Origin of the sequence: Geobacter sp. OR-1 (assembly GCF_000813145.1) — a bacterium.
Taxonomy (GTDB): Bacteria; Desulfobacterota; Desulfuromonadia; order Geobacterales; family DSM-12255; genus Geoanaerobacter.
Window position 1 is genome coordinate 110,554 of sequence record NZ_BAZF01000006.1, and the last position, 20,881, is coordinate 131,434.

Annotated in this window: 15 protein-coding genes and 1 pseudogene; 3 read left to right on the top strand and 13 right to left on the bottom strand. The window is 53.3% G+C overall.

Annotated elements, in window-relative coordinates:
- Nucleotides 1–19: 19 nt before the first annotated feature.
- From OR1_RS08055 to OR1_RS08090, 8 genes and pseudogenes are all read right to left on the bottom strand, one after another.
- Nucleotides 20–1,384: an N-acetylmuramoyl-L-alanine amidase gene (locus tag OR1_RS08055; protein ID WP_041971298.1), complete on the bottom strand. Its 1,365-nt coding sequence runs from the start codon at nucleotides 1,382–1,384 to the stop codon at nucleotides 20–22.
- 16 nt (nucleotides 1,385–1,400) lie between these two features.
- A pseudogene (gene mutS, locus OR1_RS08060) lies at nucleotides 1,401–4,032 on the bottom strand (DNA mismatch repair protein MutS).
- Nucleotides 4,033–4,177: 145 nt separating this feature from the next.
- Nucleotides 4,178–5,560 carry a diguanylate cyclase gene (locus tag OR1_RS08065; RefSeq protein WP_041971175.1) on the bottom strand — a complete coding sequence of 461 codons (1,383 nt, stop codon included), beginning with the start codon at nucleotides 5,558–5,560 and terminating at the stop codon, nucleotides 4,178–4,180.
- A 63-nt stretch (nucleotides 5,561–5,623) separates the two neighbouring features.
- Nucleotides 5,624–8,023, bottom strand: coding sequence for a DNA internalization-related competence protein ComEC/Rec2 (locus tag OR1_RS08070; RefSeq protein WP_041971176.1), 2,400 nt, complete (start codon nucleotides 8,021–8,023; stop codon nucleotides 5,624–5,626).
- A 15-nt stretch (nucleotides 8,024–8,038) separates the two neighbouring features.
- Complete coding sequence (locus OR1_RS08075) at nucleotides 8,039–9,244, bottom strand: hypothetical protein (RefSeq protein WP_041971177.1); 1,206 nt, start codon at nucleotides 9,242–9,244, stop codon at nucleotides 8,039–8,041.
- A 205-nt stretch (nucleotides 9,245–9,449) separates the two neighbouring features.
- Complete coding sequence (locus OR1_RS08080) at nucleotides 9,450–10,904, bottom strand: sigma-54 dependent transcriptional regulator (RefSeq protein WP_041971178.1); 1,455 nt, start codon at nucleotides 10,902–10,904, stop codon at nucleotides 9,450–9,452.
- Between the two features lie 125 nt (nucleotides 10,905–11,029).
- A complete protein-coding gene (locus OR1_RS08085; RefSeq protein WP_041971179.1) occupies nucleotides 11,030–11,299 on the bottom strand; it encodes a hypothetical protein in 270 nt (89 codons plus the stop codon).
- Nucleotides 11,300–11,321: 22 nt separating this feature from the next.
- Nucleotides 11,322–12,269, bottom strand: coding sequence for a class 1 fructose-bisphosphatase (locus OR1_RS08090; protein WP_041971180.1), 948 nt, complete (start codon nucleotides 12,267–12,269; stop codon nucleotides 11,322–11,324).
- Between the two features lie 218 nt (nucleotides 12,270–12,487).
- Between OR1_RS08090 and OR1_RS08095 the strand changes: the two genes are divergently transcribed.
- The 3 genes from OR1_RS08095 (at nucleotide 12,488) to OR1_RS21520 (ending at nucleotide 16,377) form a co-directional block, all read left to right on the top strand.
- Nucleotides 12,488–13,837 (top strand): S41 family peptidase, encoded by a 1,350-nt coding sequence (locus OR1_RS08095; protein WP_041971181.1) that lies wholly within the window; start codon nucleotides 12,488–12,490, stop codon nucleotides 13,835–13,837.
- A gap of 198 nt (nucleotides 13,838–14,035) precedes the next feature.
- Complete coding sequence (locus OR1_RS22000; RefSeq protein ID WP_041971182.1) at nucleotides 14,036–15,679, top strand: ExeA family protein; 1,644 nt, start codon at nucleotides 14,036–14,038, stop codon at nucleotides 15,677–15,679.
- Nucleotides 15,676–16,377: a general secretion pathway protein GspB gene (locus OR1_RS21520; RefSeq protein WP_160295229.1), complete on the top strand. Its 702-nt coding sequence runs from the start codon at nucleotides 15,676–15,678 to the stop codon at nucleotides 16,375–16,377. Before OR1_RS22000 ends, OR1_RS21520 begins: the two co-directional genes overlap by 4 nt.
- Before the next feature lie 22 nt (nucleotides 16,378–16,399).
- Here the strand turns inward: OR1_RS21520 and OR1_RS08115 are convergent, their stop codons facing one another.
- The 5 genes from OR1_RS08115 to lexA form a co-directional block, all read right to left on the bottom strand.
- Entirely contained in the window at nucleotides 16,400–17,233 is an 834-nt protein-coding gene (locus OR1_RS08115) for a rhomboid family intramembrane serine protease (protein WP_041971185.1), read from the bottom strand.
- Between the two features lie 387 nt (nucleotides 17,234–17,620).
- Complete coding sequence (locus OR1_RS08120; protein ID WP_041971186.1) at nucleotides 17,621–18,505, bottom strand: peptidylprolyl isomerase; 885 nt, start codon at nucleotides 18,503–18,505, stop codon at nucleotides 17,621–17,623.
- Nucleotides 18,506–18,640: 135 nt separating this feature from the next.
- A complete protein-coding gene (dinB, locus tag OR1_RS08125) occupies nucleotides 18,641–19,891 on the bottom strand; it encodes a DNA polymerase IV (RefSeq protein WP_041971187.1) in 1,251 nt (416 codons plus the stop codon).
- A complete protein-coding gene (locus tag OR1_RS08130) occupies nucleotides 19,888–20,142 on the bottom strand; it encodes a hypothetical protein (RefSeq protein ID WP_041971188.1) in 255 nt (84 codons plus the stop codon). The genes dinB and OR1_RS08130 overlap by 4 nt, the downstream gene beginning before the upstream one ends.
- A gap of 14 nt (nucleotides 20,143–20,156) precedes the next feature.
- Nucleotides 20,157–20,762 (bottom strand): transcriptional repressor LexA, encoded by a 606-nt coding sequence (gene lexA / locus OR1_RS08135; RefSeq protein WP_041971189.1) that lies wholly within the window; start codon nucleotides 20,760–20,762, stop codon nucleotides 20,157–20,159.
- Nucleotides 20,763–20,881 lie beyond the last annotated feature (119 nt).

Below are 20,881 nucleotides of genomic sequence, written 5' to 3' on the forward strand. Positions count from 1 at the left end.
AGCTATTTCCTGATGGAAACTACTTGGCGCCGGAAATGTAGGCACTGACCCCGACAGCAATTCCGTCTGCGGTGGTGTCTTGATAATGCGCATCCTTGAGCCGTTGTTCTTCCTTTTCGTTGCTCAGGAAGGCGGTCTCGACCAGGATGCTCGGCATACTGGCGCCGACAAGCACATAAAACGGCCCCTGTTTCACTCCGAGTGACTTGACCGGCCAACGGCTGTCGACCTTCTTGTGGAGTTCTTTCTGCACCATCTCGGCAAGATGGGCCGAATCATTGATCTTGTAATTGGCCATCAGGTCGAACAGCACGGCCTGCAGCATGCTTACCTTTTCCAGGGAAGTACCGTTTTCCTTGGCGGCAAGCTGGGCAGCCTTTTCCGTCTTCGCAAGGCTCAGGTAATAGGTCTCAATGCCGGAAGCAGATCTGTTGGGAGCGGCATTGGCATGGATCGAAAGAAACAGGTCCGCTCCAACCTGGTTCGCAATAGCAGTCCGTTCCTGAAGCTCCAGAAAGACATCCGTCGTCCGCGTCATCACCACGTCGAGACCGATCTCTTCGCGAAGCTTTTTTGCCAGCTTCAGGCCGATTGCCAGCACTACGTCCTTCTCTTTGGTGCCATCCGGGCCCACAGCGCCCGGATCGTGGCCGCCATGGCCAGGATCGATAACTATGCGTCTGACTTTCGAAACGGCTGGGGGTGGCACCTTTTGATGGGGCTTGTTCGCTGCCTGGTCCCTGGCAACCGGCGGAGCGGGCGGCGCTGCTTCAATAACCGGTTTCAGGGTCGAGATCTCCTGCCTGCGGTCCCCCCGGATGTCGATCATGATCCGGAACGGGTCGGAAAATGTGAAGATCTTGTAGTCCTTGATGCTTTCCAGGTCGAGAACCACGCGAACCGTATCCTGGCGGTACTGCGCGATCCGGGCCGTTTTCAGGAGACCGTCGGCAACCGGGACATCCTTTACATCAGGATTCAGACGCGCGCCATTGATGTCCAGGTAAAGGCGGCCCGCCAGATTCGACTCGGGATTCTGGCCGATACGGTGATACTCAAAAGTCGCCTCGCGATCGAGGGTAACGGCTATCCTGGTATAGTCAGGGTTAGACCAGGATCGCAACTCTTTGACGTTTGCCGGCAACTTCACCTCGGGCGGCTTGACATGCACGGCCGGAACATGATCCTTCCTGGCTTTTACCCGTTTGGAATCGGCTTTCTTGGTTACGGTTTTCTTGGCTTTCTTTTTGGCGGCTTTTCCTTTCACTGACTTATCGGTGCCGGATTTGGCGCCAGCCTTGGCGCTGTTACTCTCCTCGGCCGACGCCGAACCGCAGACCGGCAGCAGCATCACAAGGACGAAAAAACATATGATTCGCAACATGTTACCACCCATAACCTCAAGCCATCCTTTGCAGTTCATCGATAATATTCAGTGCCTCCAGAGGGGTAAGTTTCGCCACCTCAATACTCTTCAATCGTTGGCGAAGATCGTCGTCCGGAGCGGCGAAGAGGGAAAGCTGGGCAGCGTCGGCGGCCGGGCGCCGCCCTTTCCTGCCGGAGATCCTCGGCTCTCCACCTTCTGTAAATTCCCCCTGTTCAAGATTCTTCAGTATCTCCCGCGCCCGCTGTACGACTTCATGCGGCAGGCCGGCCAGTCTCGCCACCTGAATCCCGTACGAATGCGATGCGCCACCAGGTATGATCTTGCGCAGAAAGATGATCTGGTCATTCCATTCCCGTACCGCAATATTGAAGTTCTTTATCCCCTTGCGGGTCACGGCAAGCTCGGTGAGCTCGTGATAGTGGGTGGCAAACAGGGTCCTTGCGGCATGATCCCGCGTGTCATGGAGAAATTCGGCGACTGCCCAGGCAATGGAAACCCCGTCGAAAGTAGAGGTTCCACGACCGATTTCATCAAGCAGCACCAGGCTGCTGGGGGTCGCATGCCTCAGGATGGAAGCGGCTTCTGCCATCTCCACCATGAATGTGGACTGACCTTTGGACAGATTGTCCGAAGCGCCTATCCGGGTGAAGATCCGGTCGGCAATCCCGATCCGGGCCCTTGCAGCGGGCACGAAGCAACCAATCTGCGCCATCAGCACAATGAGGGCAACTTGCCTCATATAGGTCGATTTGCCGGCCATATTCGGCCCGGTAATCATGAGCAACTGGTTCTCGTCATTGTCCAGTATGGTATCGTTTGGCACGAACCGCTCCGCGGCATGCATCGCCTCGACAACCGGATGCCTGCCATCCACGATCTCGATGATATCGCCATTGTCGATCTCCGGGCGGCAGTAATCGCGGTCATGCGCCAACAACGCCAGTGATGCGAGCACATCCAGGGTGGCAATGCTTTCCGCAGTCCTGGCTATACGTTCGGACTGTGCGGCAACCTCTCCCCTGATCTCCTGGAACAGTGCGTATTCAAGCTCGGCAATCCGGTCCTCGGCGCCGATCACCTTTTCCTCGTATTCCTTCAGCTCCGGGGTGATGAACCGCTCGGCATTGACCAGGGTCTGCTTGCGGATGTAATCAGCGGGGATTCCGGCCAGATTCGCTTTGGTTATCTCGATGTAATATCCGAACACCTTGTTGTAGCGGACCTTGAGCGATGATATACCGGTGCGCCCCTTTTCTCTGGCCTCCAGCTGAGCGATGTATCCTTTCCCCTCCCTGCTGATCGTTCTGAGCTCGTCCAGTTCCGGATTGTATCCTGGAGCGATTATCCCCCCGTTCGCGAAGTATGAACGGCGGGTTGTCCACGATCCCTTTGGAGACCAGTTCGGTAACGTCCCGCAAGGGATCGATGCCGGAGAGGGTTTCCCGCAGCAAAGATGCCTGTAACGGTTGGGCAGTCGAGAGTAGGTCCGGGAGACGCATCAGTGACTGCTTCAATGCCACCAGGTCCTTGGCAGACGCCGAGGCGAGGCTGATCCTGCCGTTCAGCCGTTCCAGATCGGCTACTCCATCCAGGTTGGCAAGAAGCTCGCCGCGCAGCACCTGAGATTCGAGCAGTTCCTGAACAGCCTCAAGACGTTCGGTTATCTGCCGTACAGATACCAGCGGATAATTAATCCACTGCTTTAGCTTTCTCCCCCCCATGGCGGTGACGGTTCTATCAATCAGCCAGAGGAGCGACCCCTTTTTCTTTCCATCCTGGATGGTCGCGTTGAGTTCCAGGTTCCTGCGGGACATCTCGTCCAGAACAAGGTGGCTCCTGACCGTGTAGGGGACGACTGGCCGCAGGTGGGAAGCGCCCCCGCCCATATGGGCTTCGCGAAGATAATGCAGCAATGACCCGGCAGCCAAGGCACCGCCATGCATCTCTCCACCTTCCGGCGCAGAAGGGATCGGCGCCGAAAAGGCCATCTGGTGTAACCGCTTTGCATAGTCCGGCTCGAACACCCATTCGTCGATGAAAGTAACCGTCCGCTCGCTCAAAGGTTCATCAAGCGGCACAAGGCCATCGCCGTCTTTCAATGAAGCCGGCAGCAGAACCTCGCGGGGATTGACACAATAACATTCCGAAATAATCGAATTTATATCCGGGAAATCAGCCGCCCGGAACTCGCCGGTCGAGATGTCGAGACAGGCAAATCCCCACGAGCCGTTCGAAACCGGGACAATCGCGGCAAGGTAATTGTTTTCGGTGGGGTGCAAAGACTCGGTATCAACCACGAGCCCCGGAGTAACAACCTTGACCACTTCCCGCTTGACGATCCCCTTGGCACTCTTCGGGTCCTCCACCTGCTCGCAGATCGCAACCTTCTCCCCTGCCTCCACCAACTTGGCAATATAAGGGGATGCCGAATGGAAAGGGACACCGCACAGCGGCACGTCATTACCGTCGTTGCTCTTCCCGCGCGAGGTCAGAGTTATATCCAGTATCCTGGAGGCCTTGACCGCATCATCCAGGAACATCTCGTAGAAATCGCCCAGGCGAAAAAAGAGTATCGCATCTGGATATAAGGACTTTATCTCCAGATACTGTCTCATCATCGGTGTATGTTCGGCTCGATGGGTCATAGAGGGCTTTGAATGGAGAGCAATCCTAACAAAATCGACGCCGGGTGTAAAATAAAACCTGTAGCCAACCGCAACTATTCGTTTGAAATGTCAGAGGAAAAACAGGCTCCGACTCGCCCCTTTACAGGGGAGATCGGGAAAAGGGTTATTGACGGGTCTTGGCAACCGAGAAGACCACATTCCGGCCGCTTGCTTTACCGCGGTACATGGCTTGATCGGCCAGTTCGATCAGCTGTAACTTGGATTTGGTATCCTCGGGATAACAGGCATAGCCGAGGCTGGCGGTAATATGGATGTTCATCCTGTCGCTGGCGAGGAAACGATGCCGCTCTATCGATCTTCGAATCCTCTCCGCCACACCTGCGGCGGTCTCAAGACTGGTCTCGCCAAGCAATATGGTGTACTCATCCCCGCCGTAACGGATAACAGTGTCTATCTCCCGAACCGACCCCTTGAGCAGCTTGCCGACCTCCTTTAAAACCTTGCTGCCGACAAGATGGCCATGGGTGTCGTTAATCTCCTTGAACTGATCGATATCCAGGAAAATGACGGATAAGCTGGTACCATACCTCTCGGCCCTTTTGACCTCTCGTTCCAAGGCCACTTCCAGGTAACGATAGTTGAAGAGACCGGTCAATTCATCGATATTGATCAGATTCCTGGCCGAAACATACCGGGCGGCATTTTCAAAAGCCAGCGATGACTGGTCGAGGAGAAAGGAAAGATTCTTCTGGTTAATCGATCGATCGAGCCGTTTGCCTTCATCATTGAACAGCAAAACAACTCCCTGGACAACGGAATTGATCCTTATCAGCAGGATGAGCAGATCACGCAGATCGGGAATATCCCCGGCAATATCCGGCTCAGCAATAAAACAATCGGAAACAAGGATTTGATTCCCCAGTTTCTCGTCTGCAGGTTTGAACCGGGCGAACATTGCTTCGCCGATCCGAGCACCGGACTCCTCGTTAAACCCTCGCAATTCCCGGATGGCAAAGAGCGACTCCTCGGAAAAATAGCCGATGCAGCGGCTTGTTCCGACCTCCTTGGCCAGAGAATCAACCGCCAGGGTATAGAGCCGGTCCAGTTCCAGGCAGTTGGCAATCGCCTGACTTACCTGATACAGGTTGACCAGTTCCCTTAATTCGAGGTTTTCATCCAAGAGCCGTCTCTGCTTGATGCAGAGGGACACGGCATGCTTGAATTCATCATGATTGATCGGCTTGACCAGATAATCACGCGCACCATGCTTGAGCGCATATATGGCGGTTTCCATATTCGCATGGCCGGTCACAATGATTACTTCAATCGCCGGATCGAGCTGCTTGATCTTTTCCAGAATATCCAGTCCGCTGGCTTCATGCAGGACCAGATCGATAATGGCAACGTGATATTCCCTCAGGTTGAGCAGGTCGAAGGCATCGTCGGCAGATGAGGCGGTATCGACTTCATACCCCTCAACTTTCAGGAGATCGGAATATATCTCGCGAAAAAACAGATCATCTTCAACTACCAGAATTCGTTCCATCAAAACCTCATTTCGCTGTGGAATGCCGCGAAGACCCGCATCCATTTACATTATCGGACATATTTATTCAGTGTCAATCGATGATGGGGGATATTCCTTTGTTTCCATTCTGCCGGTTGCAGGGTCGACAGACAGCTCAAGACTCCCTTTGCGGTCGGTTCGATGGATGCGTGCACCGACTTTTTCCAAATCGACAACAGTATCATCGGCAGGCAGATGAAAATTGTTTTGATACCCCACCGATATGATCGCCAGTTGCGGGGCGACCGCCTTTAGAAACGGGGTGGAACTCGAATAGCGGCTACCGTGGTGTGCGACTTTCAATACTGTTGATTGAAGGGTTCGAGCCTTGGCTAGAAGTTGCACTTCGGAAGCAAAACCGGCATCACCGGTAAATAGTGCGCTAAAGCGGCCAATCGAAACACGGAAGACCATCGACTCCTCGTTTGCCTCCAAGTCGTTCGCAAAACCGAGACCGGTCGATTCAGGAGGGGCCAGAGGCTCGATGACAACGCCACCGGCAATGAACGGCGGAATCCGGTTATTGATGATTCTTGTGGCCACCTGGCGGGACCGGAGAAGGTCCTTGAGCCGCCGGTACGACGGGTAATCATACTGGTAGCCGGTCTCCCAGAACTCCCCCACCTTGAAGTTATCGGCTATGAACAGCAGCCCTTTGACATGATCGGGATGCGGATGGGTAAGGACCATCCGGTCGATCCGGTCGATGCCGAGGCTCCAGAGTGCCGGCGCTATGAGCCGTTCGCCGACATCAAAACCGTTTTCCCGCAGAGCCCCGCCACCGTCGATCAGCATATTGGACCCATCCGGAAAACTGATGAATGTGCTGTCGCCATGCCCGACACTGAAGAACAGCAGCTTCAGCCTGCCCCGGTCTCTCATTTTTTCACTGAATGCCATGGAACAGGATAGTATGACTATCAACAGGGAGAGGATAAGCCGCCTTTTCCCTGACGCAGATACGGTCAAAACCAACAGGAACATTATGGAACCAACCACTGCATATATGGACGGCGTAAACCTGGGGATTTGCGGAATAAGATCGATCCAGCGCATGGCAAGGTTTGACCACGAAACCAGCAAGGCAGCCAGAACAATCAATGGGTTGGCTACCAGTGGGGCAAACGCAGAGAAGAGCAGTGCCGAGAATCCCGCAACGACCGCCCCATAGCCAAGGAGAGGCACGACCACAAAGTTGCTCAACATCCCGAGCACCGAAACGCGGTGGAAATTATATGCCACCGGCAGCAGCGTTGCAGATATTGCCGCGGCCGAAACCGCTCCAAACTGAACGAGCCGGTAGCCAAGACCGTTGCGCTCCCCGCGATAACAGCTCAATAACAGCGGAGAGACCACCAGAATCCCCCATAAGGCCAAAAACGACAGCTGAAATGAGACATCGAAAAGGGCGCCAGAGGAAATAACAAGGATGGCAAATGCTGCCAGGGCAAGGGTATTGAGCGCATCGGTCTCACGCTCCAAAAGCAGGGCCAGGAAACAGGCCGCAATCATGAGCGCGGATCTGACTGTTGCCGGCGCTGCACCGGAAAGGAGCAGATAAAAGGTGATGAACGGTAATGTTGCCAGCAAAAGCAGCCAGCGTATGTTGTAATGGAGCAGCCTCTCGCTCCGGCCGGCAATAAAAGTAAGCAGTTGATATATTACGAACCCCAGGATCCCCACATGAAACCCGGAAATCGAGAGGATATGGTTAACTCCGGCCCGGGCATACAGCTCTTCCAGCTCAGGGCCTACGGAGCCGCGTTCGCCCACCAGCAATGCCTTCAACACCCCGGATTCCGCTGAATTTGTCGAACGGTCAATGTAACGACACAGCCGAACGGCAATTTCATCAATCCAGCGCTGGCAGGGATACTTGACTCTCTGCTTAAGCAGAATCATGCCGGCAGGATCGGACAGATGCCCGGTGACAAAAATCCCTTGAAATGCCAGCAAACGGCGAAAGTCATACTCACCCGGAATGCCTAAATTCCTGGCCTCGCGAAGCCTGGTAACAAGGCTTACCCGATCGCCGGTCATGACTGGCACAAACCCTTCTGTGGTAGTTATCAAGATCCGGCCTGTTGATGGCACGCCATTGACAGACTCGGTATCAATGAAAAGTCGGGTGGTCCGGCCCTTGGCTTGCGGCCTGTTGCAGAGGATACCGACAACGGTTACCGGATTTGGCGCTATTTTGCGGGAAATATGGTCGGACGGGAGTTTCGGGCTGATATACGGAATGGTAGTCCTGCCCCCCCAGAGAAGGGCAAGCAATGCCATGCCGATAACCAGATAGGGCTTGCGTTTGGCAACAAGCCCGAATGTCAGGAGCAGTGCGGCAGGAAGAGAGAGCCAGTTGGGAAGCAACAACCCCGTATAGGTTGCGGCACCGATGCCTGTCATCAGTGCCGCAAGAATCAGGAGTAGAGGCCTCTCCATACTGTGGTTCGGATACTACTTGCGCGTGGAGAATTTTTTCTTCAAAATTCCGAGGAGTTTCTCCATTTCGGCATATGTAACAACTGCTTTTGGATCACCGGGCATCCCGACCAGACTCATGTAAGCCTCAGGCGAGGACTTTTTCGCTGCAACTTCAAATGCATCTATTCCTCCAAAGGCAGGTATCCTTACTCTCAGGTTATGCTTGCCTTCCGACAGCCGATGAAGACCAAGCTCCACCCAGTCCATTGACGACCGCGAGTTAATATTAACCGGGTTCCCATCTATGGTGCCGGTAACAGGTTTTCCCATGCACCTCAGCTTGAGATCGTAAATTCCGCTCTGGGTCAGGGAGAATGGGATATCGAGATCAGCACTCTTGCTCCCGGTACTAGCCCAGTATTTCCCGCTGAATTTGCCATAATACCTGATGTCGGACAAGGTCAGTGTCTTTGGGAGACCCGGCATTTCCGAGATCACGATCGATAGCGGCTTTATCTTCTCGTCTGCCGGCAGAGCCCCCTCCAGACCTAACAGTGAAGATGCCACATAAGCTATAGCAGCATTGGTGAGAGTTTCGCTGAATCGCCATCCGTCCATCGGTTCAATCGGGGCAAAATCGGGAGCGCTAAAAACAATGTAATCCAGCCCCCCTTCGGGAGGCATAAGCATTTCCAGCTCCAACTCTCCCGGCTGCAGAGAGATATCGGCTATTTTGGTCAAGGCAAGTGTATCTCCGGAATTCGCCTGGTATTTTTTCTCCCCTATTGTCCAGACCTGTCCGTTCCCCCTTGCCGCAGCACTCAGGGTATAATTGCCGGCAATAGGGATAAAAACCTTTATATGCACCTTGGCCGGAACAGAAATCCCTCCTAGCCAGGTTTCGCCGCTGAAAGGGCCGAAATAGTCATTCTTGCGCGGGACGACGTCGTCGGTTCTGGCATTGTAAACCTTTTCGGCTTCAAACTTGAATGTCCTCCTGCCGTCAAGTATCTGGAGATAATCCCTGTCCTTTGCTTCTTTTGTAACCCCATCTTCCCAGCCGAAGACCTTTACCAGCTCTCGGGCAAAATCGCCTTGGGTCATGACTGCAGTCGGCAAAGGTTTCGGAGCCTCCGCTACCTTTTCTTTCCCCTTTGGGGGGACAGCGCCTTTTTTATCTGCCGCAATTGCCAGGGAATTCAACAAGAGGACCAGTAAACATATAGCAACAACTCGCATAATAAGACTCCTTCCTGAAAAAAACTGCCGAGGCTCTTATATCACACCTTGTTGCCGGCCGCAATTTGAACTAAAAAAACAGCGGCCGGAATAGCCGCTGTCAGCAAAAATCAGATAAGATGTTGAGTTTTTATTCTGCAGAGTAATGGATTCGCACGGAGGTGCGCCACAACTGCACGGCTTACACCGGTGCTGTACCTCCCGGTTACAGGTCCGGACCACCTATCTTGTATTTATCGATCCGGTCCCGAAGCGTATTGCGGCTGATCCCCAGCAGTTTTGCAGCTACCACCTGGTTGTTGCTGGTCTTTTGCATCGCCATTTGAATGAGGGCTTTCTCAAGTCCCATATTGATGTTTTCATAGATCGCGCCCTTGTTCTTAACGCACAGCCCTTCGAATACCGGCTCCAGCATGCTCCAGAACACCGCGTAATAATCTTCGCCGATCATGTCCAGGTCAATTTCCTTCATACCGGCCTTTGCTCCGAGAAGGGCTTCAAAATCCTGCGGCAGCAACACATCCCCCTTGCACAGCACTGTCGCGGAATTGATAACATTCTTCAGTTCACGAATATTGCCTTCCCATGGGTGGCTCAACAGCATCTCCTGGGCTTCCGGAGCAATCCCCTTGATTTTTTTGCCATACTTAAAAGAAAACCGACGGATGAAAAGGTCGATCAACAACGGCACATCTTCCATCCTGTCCCGCAACGCGGGGAGATAAAAGGACACGACCCGCAGCCGGTAGAAGAGATCGAGCCGGAATGCCTTCTCCTTCACCAGTTGCAGCAGGGATTTGTTGGTAGCTGCAACTACCCGCACATCGACCTTGATCGTCTCATTTCCTCCTACCCGCTCAAACTCCTGGTTTTCCAGGACCCGGAGCAGCTTCCCCTGGTTGGCTACGCTCATTTCGCCGATTTCATCGAGAAAGATAGTCCCGCCGTTGCATTGTTCGAATTTGCCGATGCGGCGGGTATGGGCATCGGTGAAGGCCCCTTTTTCGTGGCCAAAAAGCTCGCTTTCCAGGAGTGTTTCCGGCAAAGCAGCGCAGTTTACGGCAAGGAACGGGCGATTCTTCCGTTTGGAGTTGTTATAAACTGCCCGGGCCAGAAGCTCCTTGCCGGTTCCACTTTCCCCTTGAATCAGGACCGTGGCGTCCGAATCCGCAACCTTACCGACGAGCTTCCATATCTCGATCATTTCCGGCGCCGAACCGATCATGATATCCTCGTCCAGCGTCTCCTTGTTAACCGGTTCCCTTTCCTTGGTAAAACGGACCTTTTTGTTCAGCAGATTGCACTCCAACGCCTTCTGAACCGTTGACTTCAGCTTTCTGAAATCGAACGGCTTGGTAACATAGTCGTATGCGCCGAACTTCATGGCTTCGATGGCATTTTGCGTCGTATTATGTGCAGTTGCCATGATTACTGATAATCCCGGATCAATCTTCTTGATCTGCTGCAAGACCTCAAACCCGGATTTATTGGGGAGATTGATATCGATGATTGCCACGCTGGGATGCTCGGTAAGCACACATTTGATTGCCGACTCGCTGTCCGTTTCCAGATGAATCTGCAGATCTTCGTTCAATAGATTGGTCTTAAGCATCTGCAAAATCGAGACATCGTCGTCAAGAATAAGTATTCCATGTTTCATCTGTCCCCTCCAAAATTCATAAATTACATTTGTTGCGTATATCGGTTTGGAACTGTTCAACTTTAAGACAAAAAAGGGCTGCCTGAAAAATCAGGCAGCCCTCCGGGATGGCTCACAAAAACTGCTTACCACTGGTCATCGTCTTCCTCGCCATATTCATCAACCCCAAAGGACTCGTCAAAACCGAGATCTCCGGCACCTTCCACATCGTCCAGTTCTTCTGCGAAAAACTGTTCCGGTGTCCGGTCGTCTCCTTCGTGAATCGCTTCAAACTTGTTCAGGATGTCGCCTTTGGTACAGTAACGACCGGTTCTGTGGCTGCAAACATCAAGGTCGCAGATATCGAACAGCTGAATTTCACTACAAAGTCTTTGCGGCTTTTCCTGCTGATCCATGCATATCTCCATTTGTTTTTGTCTAACTGGCCTTACCCTTTAAAAACTCTTTGGCCTTTTCAACATCTTCACGGCAACCGATATATACCGGAGCTCTATGGTCCAGGCTTTCGGGCTGAATGTCAAGGATATCGATGGTGCCGTTGCTTGCAGCACCGCCAGCCTGTTCAATCAGATATGCCATCGGATTGAGTTCGAAAAGCAGACGGAGCTTGCCATTAGGTGATCCCTGAAGCGCGGGATACATAAATATCCCTTTCCCCTTCATCAGAACCTGGTTTATGTCCGGGACAAATCCGCCGGAATACCTGAGCTTGCTCCCCTTATCCTCAAGATATCTTATGAATTTTTCGTTCTCTGGTAAATATTTATTGCGCAGACCTCCGGGTGAGTAAATATCGCCGGAAGGTTTCATGACTACATTCTCGCGGGTCAGGGTAAATTCCATCAGCTGGTTCAGGGTAAATTCATAGATCCCCTTGCCCACGGAATAAACCAGGGAAACCCTGGGGCCGTAAAGAACATACATTGCCGCAACCTGATTTCTCCCTGGCTGAAGCAGATCACACCCTTTGTATATCGATACGATGGTACCGACAGCCAGGTTAACATCTACCAGTGATGATCCGTCCAAGGGATCATATGCAACGGAATAAAGACCATCGGCAGCTGCCTGCGCCTGGTAGATCTCGTCCATCTCCTCTGACGCGATATTGCAGACTACCCCGGTATGAATAAGGCGCTTCTTTATGATCCGGTCCGAGAGGACATCGAGGGCGAGCTGCTCTTCCCCATAGAGGTTTGAAGTACCCGCAACGCCAAGATCACCGGTGCGAACCGCATTAATGACGTATTTGCTTGCTTCGGCAATTTCGCAAATAACATGGATCAGATTTTCGCAGATATCCTGCTCGCGCAGATGCCTGCGGAGATCAATCTGGAATTTGGTCTTGCCGGGTTCGGTGTACATGGTTTGAGAGCCCTCCATTTGGTATATTCCATTAAATGCAAAAAGATTAAAACATATCAAGCTGCAAGGCAAGTGAAAAGTGCCGCCAGGATGCGACAATGCCTGTTCGACGCCATATTCGAGGCATTAACTGATGAAATAATTCTGAATCGAAAGCTTGACAAAATGACCTTTTCGGCTTGAAATGTAAAAATTATTTTTGGAGGTCGGGCATTTTCATGAAGAAGAACAAGCTGCTGCTGATCATTGTTGCGATTGTGGTGATTGTTATTATTTGCTCCATATTCATCGGAAAGTACCTGTTAAAAGAGTCACACAGGTCAACTGAACTGGAAAATATCAAGCTGTTCCGCGAAGTCCTTTCAATTGTAAAAAAAGAGTATGTTGAAGAAGTTGATTCAAAGAAACTGCTGCAAAGCGCTATCAACGGCATGCTCTCTTCTCTGGACCCCCATAGCTCCTACATGCCGGCCGACTCCTTCAAAGAGATGAAAGTCCAGATGTCCGGATCTTTTGGCGGCATCGGGATAGAAATATCCATGAAGGACAACAAACTTACGATTATTGCCCCGATCGAAGACACGCCCGGGTACAGGGCCGGACTGAAGGCAAACGACCATATCTGGAAAATTAACGACAAATTCACCAAAGGGATGACGATCAATGACGCCGTCGGCATGATGCGCGGGGAAAAGGGCACCAAAGTTACCCTCACGATCATGCGAGAAGGTAACGGCGGCCCAATGACGTTTCCAATCGTAAGGGATATTATCCAGACCAAGAGCCTGAGATCACGTACCGTCGATGCCGGCATAGGATATATCAGGATCGGGCATTTTCAGGAAACCACCGGGGCAGAGTTTGCCAAATCGTTGAAGACACTGAAAGATCAGAACAATGGGGCAATAAAAGGTCTGATAATCGACCTTCGCAATAATCCGGGAGGGCTCCTGAACCAGGCGGTGGAGGTAGCAAACAACTTTATCGGTGAAGGGTTCGGCAACGGTCTGGTGGTCTATACCGAGGGCCGGGAACCAACCGCCAAGATGAAGCTGTCGACAAAAATCGGCGATAAGGAGCCGCATTACCCGATCATAATTCTGGTCAACGGGGGCAGCGCCAGCGCTTCGGAGATTTTGGCCGGAGCGATGCAGGATCATAAAAGGGCCATTATTCTCGGCACCCAAACCTTCGGCAAAGGATCGGTTCAGTCGGTCTTGCCTTTACGGGACAATGCCGGACTCAAACTTACCACTGCCAGGTATTACACGCCAAACGGCCGGTCGATTCAGGCCAAAGGGATAACTCCCGACATCATAGTCAATCGTTTATTGCCGCAGGAGCCTAAGAAGAACCAAGCGGATCAGGAACTGAAGGAAAATGATCTGGAAGGGCGTTTGAAACCTGTGGAGAAACCGGGCAAACCCGCGGCAAAACCCGCTCCGGACAAGCCGGTCGTAACAAAGATCGATGAAGAGGTCAAGAATGACCATCAGCTGGCTCGGGCCGTTGAACTCCTCAAAGGGCTCGATATCATGAGCAGCAGGGTACCCGGCGCAGCAAAATAGCTTCCCGCTATAGATGTGAGCCCTCTCTTTCCTAGTTAGTTATAAGTGAATAGGCCGGCGGCTGTCCCCCGGCCTTTACTTTCCCCTGTTAACCTGTCCCCTTTCGGAACAATTCCCCCTGCACTTGATAAAACAGAGACATTGTGAAATAGTGTAACCAGTTAAATACCTAAACAGAAGGAAGGGATTACCATCCCGATGTACTGCGAATTCTTCGGATTCAGGGAACAGCCGTTTGCCATAACGCCTAACCCTCGTTTCATTTTCCTGAGCAAACACCACCGGGAGGCATTCGCGCACCTGCTCTACGGCATCGAGAGCCATGCCGGCTTCATCGAACTGACCGGAGAAGTCGGGTCCGGCAAGACGACCATTCTCCGTGCCCTTCTCGGCCAGTTGGACGACGCAACCCATCATACGGCGCTGATATTCAATCCAAGGCTTTCTGCCGATGAACTGCTCCGGACCATCAACCGGGAATTCGGTATCCTTTCCACCGGTACTATCGACGAATTGATGCACGACCTCAACCAGTTCCTGCTCAACGAAAACGCCTCCTCCCGAACCGCGATTCTGGTTATCGATGAGGCACAAAACCTCGACCCCGCTGTTCTTGAGCAGATCAGGATGATTTCTAACCTGGAAACCGATACGGACAAGCTCATTCAGATAGTCCTCGCCGGGCAGCCGGAACTCAGCAACTTGCTGGAAAGCGAGGGACTCCGCCAATTGAACCAGCGGATCAAGGTCAGATTCCATCTCCCTCCGCTCGACTTTTCCGACATGGTGTCCTATATCGACCACCGGCTTGAAATTGCCGGAGGGTGGAAAGCGGCAACCTTTGCCCCCGGTGCTTTAAAAAAGATCTTCAAGTATTCCAAAGGACTGCCGCGCCTCGTGAATGTGCTCTGCGACCGAGCCCTGCTGATCGGCTTTACCGAAGAATCCCGGCAAATATCGGCTCAAATGATTGATCATGCCATCAAGGAACTCCGGCGCGAAAAACCCAAGAGGGCATTATCACCATTGATCTGGCGACTGGCTTTCGCCGCGGCTATTGCTCTACTGCTGGTCGCGGCAGGCTTTATGGCCGGCAAACGGACAACACCCGCAAAGTCGAACAATTCCGAAGTAAAGCCTGTGGCAACAGCGGCGGCAACAACGGCCTCGAAACCGATACTGGAAAAGTTGCGGCACGACCTGGCGCAAACTGGTGAGATTGACTGTGCCATGCAAAGCTTCAATGAACTGGCAAGGCTTTGGAACCTGAAACCGGTTGTGGAATACCAGGGGAAGATCGTGCAGCGCGGCCTGGGGCTCGTTGCCGCCAGGCGCGGCATGAGATTGCTGCATCTTACCGGAGCAAATATCCGTGATATTGCCGCGGCGAATGCCCCTTGCCTACTGGAACTAAAACTACCCGGTATCAACGGGACCCGATATCTCGCCCTGACCCGTATCGAATCAGAACAATTTTTCTTATTCTCTCCGGGGTCGAAAACATCCATGGCAATAACTGAGCAGGAGTTGACAGCCAACTGGACCGGCAGCGCATATTTACCCTGGCGCAACAACCATAATCTCCCCGATTCTTTTCCATCCAACAGCAGTTCGCCGGAAGTACGTCGATTACAGGCGATGCTCGCTAAAGCGGGCAGTTATTCGGGAACTCCGACCGGAACCTTTGATGCTGCGACCAGGGACGCGATCAGGAAATTCCGGCTGAATCAGTTCATCTCAGAAGACAGGATGCCGGGAGCCAGAACTCTGTTGCATTTATATCGGGCCAGCGGGGAAACAAGGGAACCATGCCTGAACAGCAGGGGGAGATCCAAGGTATGAGCTCAATTCTCAAGGCTCTTCAGAAACTTGAGCGCGACAAGGACATCCGCCGGACAAGGGAGCCGGATATTTCGACTGCAGTTAAAATGTCCAGTATCCCCGGAAACAGGCACACTAACCGTTGGGTCGTCCCTGCCCTTGTCGTCGTAGTGGCAATGATCTCGATCCTTGTGACGTTCGCAATCATGGGCGGCTTCTCGGCAAGCAGGAAGACCGCACTCCAACCAGTACCGCAACCGGCCCGGACAAGCCAACCTGCGGCTGCCGGCGACCAGCCGGTACAGCCCACTGACGTTTTCGACTCCCGCATACCTGTAACCGCATCAGATGCCAACCTAGCGGCACCTGCCGCAAAACCTACGCCAAGCCAGACCAGACGGGCATCGATCCCGACGTTGCCTTCTTCGCCTACGGAGGCAAAATCCCCAGCAGCTATGCCTCCTTCCATCGAGACAGCGCCTACGGCGCAGCCGCCAACTCCGCAGCCGGAGGAGGCCGATCCGGGTTCAAAAATAAAAATCAGCGGGATTGCCTGGCAGAAGGACAGCGCTGCCAGAATTGCAGTGGTCAACGGTTCCGCGGTATCGGAAGGGGGGAATGTGGCGGGTGTTAAAGTGGAACAGATTTTCCCCAACAAGGTAAGGTTTTCCCAGGGTGGAAAATCATTCGAAGTTTCACTCGACCATGAAGGTCAGTGATTCTTGGACAGGCTCAACTCAATTATCTTGTCAGCGTTAACAGTACCGCTCCATAGACTGCCCAGGCAAGCACCCCGACAGTCAGCACGGCGCATAACAGTGACAGGAGCCGATGGAATGCATTTTCGCTCCCCTGCTCCTGATAACCGAGCAGCATCCCGAGCAGTATTCCTCCCAGCAACCCGCCGCCATGACCCCAGTTGTTTATTCCGGGCATCATCAAACCGAACAAAACAAGACCAACTACCCATCCGCTGACTTCCCGGTATACCATCGCGCCGTAAGCGCCGCCCCGGCTCTTGCCGAAGTAAAGCAGCGCCCCGATCAGACTGCAGACAGCGGCGGAAGCGCCAATGGTAAAATAAACCCCTGCAAACCATGACAACCAGAATCCGATGATCCCGCCAATGGTGTAGATGACGAACATTCTGCTGGCGCCATACTCCTGGCTCACCCAGGGTGCAATCTGGCGCAACGCCATGAGGTTGAAAACAAGGTGCAGTATGCCGCCATGGAGGTAATTGGCAGAAACCAGGGTCCAGTAACGCCCAAACTGTTCAATCGGCAGAGTGCCGGTACCGCCGAGCACAAGGAGGGCGGTTTGACCCGGAGACATGAAACTCAAAGGGTTGAGGCCGTCCCCCCGGTGAGAACTGATCATCAGGGAAAATATATACATCCCTATATTCACGGTAATTATGGCTCTGACAAGCCAATCGCCGTCCAGCGCCCCACGGGTCCAGGCCGCCGAAGCCAGCAAAGACGAGGGACGGGCCGCTCCGCACCATGAACAGGTAACTTCTGTGCTGCCGATAATCTTTCGGCAACGAGAGCAGAGCATTGCTCTTTGAGCCATTGACAACCCCTTGGGGATATATCCCGCTTACTTTACTAATATGATAATGCAAAAATGACCGGATGCATCTGAACCTTTGAGCGGTGATACCATTTCAACCGGACGGAATCAATAGACAAAAGGGATCAGTTTGCGCCTGGCCTGTCTCCTTCTTGACATTGAACAGACCTGTTCCCATTCTAAACAACCTCTCACGACTCAGATCGATAACATGCTGAAATTACGTAAAACTAAAATTGGCACGCAATTCGCTATAAGCATAATCAAGGAAGAAATTACTCTTCCTTCCTTTCGCCTCGGTGCTCCCCTCCTGCATCGGGGCTTTTTTTATCCAACAGCCCGGAAGCGAAAAATCACTCTCATGCTCTGCCGGATATGTAAACCGGTTCACTTTGCTCCGGCGCTCTTCTCTCCGGCAATTTCCAACCCTGTTTCCCTGCTAATCCGGTCGAGAAACTCCTGTGCCGCTTTCTGCTTGTTCTGTTCTCTGAGCAGATTTTGCATGTAACCTTTCGATTCGTCAAAAGAGGCTGTTCTCTGCTCTTTGCGCTCGTCAATCTTGACAACATGATACCCGAAAGAGGTCTCAACCAGCTGCGCAGCCTCCCCCGGTTTCAGACCCAAGACCGCTTTTTCAAATTCCGGGGAATTGGTCTTGCCTGCCGACAGATAGCCCAGATCGCCACCGTTGGCAGCCGAATCGGTATCTTCGGACTGCTCCTTCGCAATCTTGTCAAACGCCTCTCCCTTCCTGATCAGCTGCAGGATGCTCTCCGCCTTGGCCTTGGCCTTTTCTTTCAGCTCTATGGCTGAATCCTTCGGGGAAGAGATGAAAATATGGCGAACCTTTACCGCTTCGGGAACAAGGAAATCCTTTTCATGCTCAGAATAATACTTTTTCATCTCTTCGTCGGTCACCGCAACATTGGCAACGATCACCTTGCTCAGGTATTCCTGCGCCAGGAATTGATCGATGAGATTGCTGACCAGTTCCTTGAACTCCGGCTTCCGGTCGAACCCTTCCTTTCTGGCTTTTGCAGCAGTCGCTTTTGTCAGGAGCAGCTGTCTGATGAAATTGTTTTTCTGTTCCACACTCCCCTGGATCGCCTTTTGCGCCTCAACGGAAAGATTGCTGAGCAACCGGTCGAAATCAGCCTCGCGCAACACAAAATCACCGGTCTTGCCGACAACCGGGTTCAATTCCTCAGCATGAACAACGCCGGTAAGCAAAACTACGAATGCTGCAATCAATGTAATAAATCTGGAAATCATGACTTTCTTCTCCGTAAAATTGGTTTTCCGGCGGCAAGCGCCTTTGACGAAGCAGCAGTGTAACATATTGTGTCGGTCATGGCCATGCCCGCATACAGGCTTCGAACCCAAACTGATACCGTCAATCGATCCCAGCTACTTCACCTCTACATTCCTGAGCCCGTCCGGCCGCCAGGCCGGGCTGATCACCTTGCTCCCCTTGTCCCGGAGTTTCCCGGCGTCCAGCAGACTCCCGAAAGTGACGGTAAAATTGCCGTACCGGTCGTTCACCGCATCCATGGCGTCCGTCAGAAACAGCTCTTTCCGCTGTTCCGTCAGCAGGGGGAGCTGGTCGCTGTCGTAACGCAGGTTCGACAGCCTGACCCCAAGCAGCCTGACCGGCTGGGTCAGGACTATGCTCTCCAGGATGGCTGTGATCTCCCGGTAGATATCCTCGCTCCGGTTGATGTAGCAGGACAACGTCTCCTGCCTCCCCACCCAGGTGTCAAAGTCGGCGTAGCGGATCGACAGGGTAACGGTTTTCCCACGGACACCATACCGCCTGGCCCGCCGTCCCACCATCTCGGACAGCTGCAAAAGGTAGGTGAGTATCTCGCGCCGCTCATTGATATCCGTGTCCAGCGTCATGCTGTGGCCGACCGATTTGACCTCAGCCGCCTCCTCGGCAGGGATCACCGGGGAATCGTCTTCGCCTCTCCCCATCCGGCTCAGGTGATCTCCGACGATCCCGAACTTGTTCCTGAGTATTGCCACCGGGAACCGTCCCAGCTCGCCGCAGGTCCGGATGCCGAGCAGGAAAAGCTGGCGCTCGGTCTTCCTGCCGATGCCGCACAGCTCCTTGACCGGAAGCCTCTCGAGAACCCGCTTTACCTCTCCTGGCTCAATGACGGTCAGGCCGTCCGGCTTTTTCATCTCGGAAGCGAGCTTGGCCAGCATCTTGTTGGGAGCGATGCCGATGGAACAGGTCAGGCCGAACTGCTCCCTGATTCTCTCCTTGAGCAGAGCGGCAATCCGTTCGGCAGAACCGAAGATCTCAAGGGAATGGGTGACATCTAGAAACGCCTCGTCGATGGAGAACACCTCCACCAGCGGAGTATAATCGCGCATCATCTCTATGATCCGGGTCGAGGTCCAGGTGTATTTCCGGTTGTCACCCACGACAAAGATCAGCTGCGGACACGCCCGCTTTGCCTGCCAACTGTTCATGCCGGTCTTGACGCCAAAGGCCCGGGCCTCGTAGGATGCGGTGGTGACTACTGTCCGGCCCCGGCCGATTACGGCAATCGGCTTGCCGCGCAGTTCCGGGTTCCGCTGTTGCTCCACCGAAGCAAAAAAGGCATTCATATCCACGTGCATGATGATTCTGCAGCTCTCTGCACGGGTCATGACAGATCGACCTCTACGTTTTCCAGAAGCCAGACCTGCTCGGTGGCGTTGTAAACCAGCTCGTAAAGCGTGGCGCCATCCGTGACGGCGTAATGGAGCAGGAGATCGTTGCCATCCCTCTGCTGCCAATGGTAAGTGACCTCCCGGACCGTATGCTTCTCACGCTTCCAGTCGAACCAGACCGGCCGGAGCCTGTTGCCGGGGCCGTGGATAACGGCAACCCGGATATATTCGCTTATGCGCTGCAACATATATGGTAGCCGCCTTAGCCGATGTCGCGGATGACCTTGACCGCCTTGCCGATGATCGCCAGCTCCTCTCCGGCAGGGACGATTATCGCCTCCATGTTCGGATTGCGCGGCTGCAGCCTGATATGGTCCCGTTCCCGATAGAAACGCTTCAGGGTGGCCTCACCGTCGATCATGGCCACTACAATATCGCCGTTTTCGGCGGTCTGCTGGGGCCGGACCAGGACCAGGTCTCCTTCGATGATGGCATCGTTGATCATGGAATCCCCCCTGACGCGCAGAAAGAAGGTTCCGCCCCGGAGTTGCAGCCGCTCCAGCGGATAATAACCCTCGATATCCTCGATCGCCAGCGTCGGCATACCTGCCCTGACAATGCCGACAATGGGGAGTGCAATCATTTCCGGCCGCGGCTCCCGCATCAGGATGATCCCCCTGGAACTCCCGGATTCCCGCCGGAGATAACCTTTTTTCTCCAGCGTCTTCAGATAGTGGAGAACAGTGATATTGCCGCTCGTGCCGATATGACCGGCGATCTCGCGCAGAGTCGGCGGGAGGCCCTTGTCGTCGATCCGGCTGGCAATAAAATCCAGGACCTGTTGCTGCCTGGGGGTGAGTTTTTCCATTTTTGCACCTGTATCTCACGAAAGGGTAATTGTACCATTTGGTATAGCACCATAAGAATCTGAAGTCAAGGCACCGGGTTTGTTCCCCCTTCCCATTTCCGCGTCGCTGTAGTAGTATG